This is a genomic window from Vibrio sp. YT-19(2023) (assembly GCF_033337395.1).
Map to the genome: position 1 here is coordinate 1 of NZ_JAWOQN010000208.1, position 958 is coordinate 958.

Sequence of the window (958 nt, forward strand, 5' to 3'; positions counted from 1 at the left end):
GATTGGCATGGCGTCGAAAAGCTCTCGGGTCAGTTGGGTTTGTCATTTGATGAAGTCAAAGCCTCGTTAAGTGAAGCGGTTCGCTGGAGCCAAAGCGTCGTCGCGGTCTAATTCTCTCTATTAGTATGAAACTTTTATGAAGGCAAGGGTGTGGCTCTTTACTCTTTGGCACAATTAAATAAACATATACGCATATCCATATATAGGTATGTTAACTATGCTTCCACATCAGTTTTTCAAGCTTTTATCTGACGAGACTCGTGTGCGCTGCTTAATGCTGGTGGCCCGCGAAGGAGAAATTTGCGTAGGTGATTTGGCGTTTGCATTGCAAGAGAGTCAGCCGAAAGTTTCTCGTCATCTTGCTCAGTTAAGATCGAGTGGCATTTTAGTCGATAAGCGTCAGGGACAATGGGGGTACTACGAGTTATCGCAGCAATTGCCAGGATGGATGCGCAAGTTGATTGAAGACTTAGTAGCATCGAATTGATTGAAGCAAGAATACCAAGACGACATTACACGCTTGCACGATAAAAGTCGTGAGGCTTGCTGTTAACAGCGAACAAAGATTCAAGGTTGAAGATTAAAGGGTAAGACTATGACGATTAAAGTAGGGATTAACGGGTTTGGGCGCATTGGACGTTTGGCGCTGCGCGCGGCATTCGATTGGCCAGAATTGGAATTTGTGCAAATCAATGATGTTGCGGGCGATGCAGCAACGTTGGGCCACTTATTAGAGTTCGACTCTGTTCAAGGCCGTTGGCACCATGAAGTGCAGGTTGAGGGAAATGAACTCGTTATCAATGGCAAGCGCATCGCGACGACACAGCATCGCGACATCGATGCTGTGAATTGGTCTGGTTGTGATGTTGTGATTGAAGCGACAGGCGTGCACCGCAAAACATCGTACCTTGACCAATATATCGATCAGGGCGTGAAGCGAGTGGTGGTTAGCGCACCA

General features: G+C 46.8%; 1 protein-coding gene and 1 pseudogene. Both read left to right on the forward strand.

Annotated features, from left to right (window positions below):
- Positions 1–217 precede the first annotated feature (217 nt).
- Positions 218–553: pseudogene (locus R7E78_RS24905) on the forward strand (metalloregulator ArsR/SmtB family transcription factor).
- A gap of 42 nt (positions 554–595) precedes the next feature.
- Positions 596–958, forward strand: a 363-nt coding sequence (locus R7E78_RS24910) for a glyceraldehyde 3-phosphate dehydrogenase NAD-binding domain-containing protein (RefSeq protein WP_318058446.1), incomplete at its 3' end; no start/stop codon positions are given.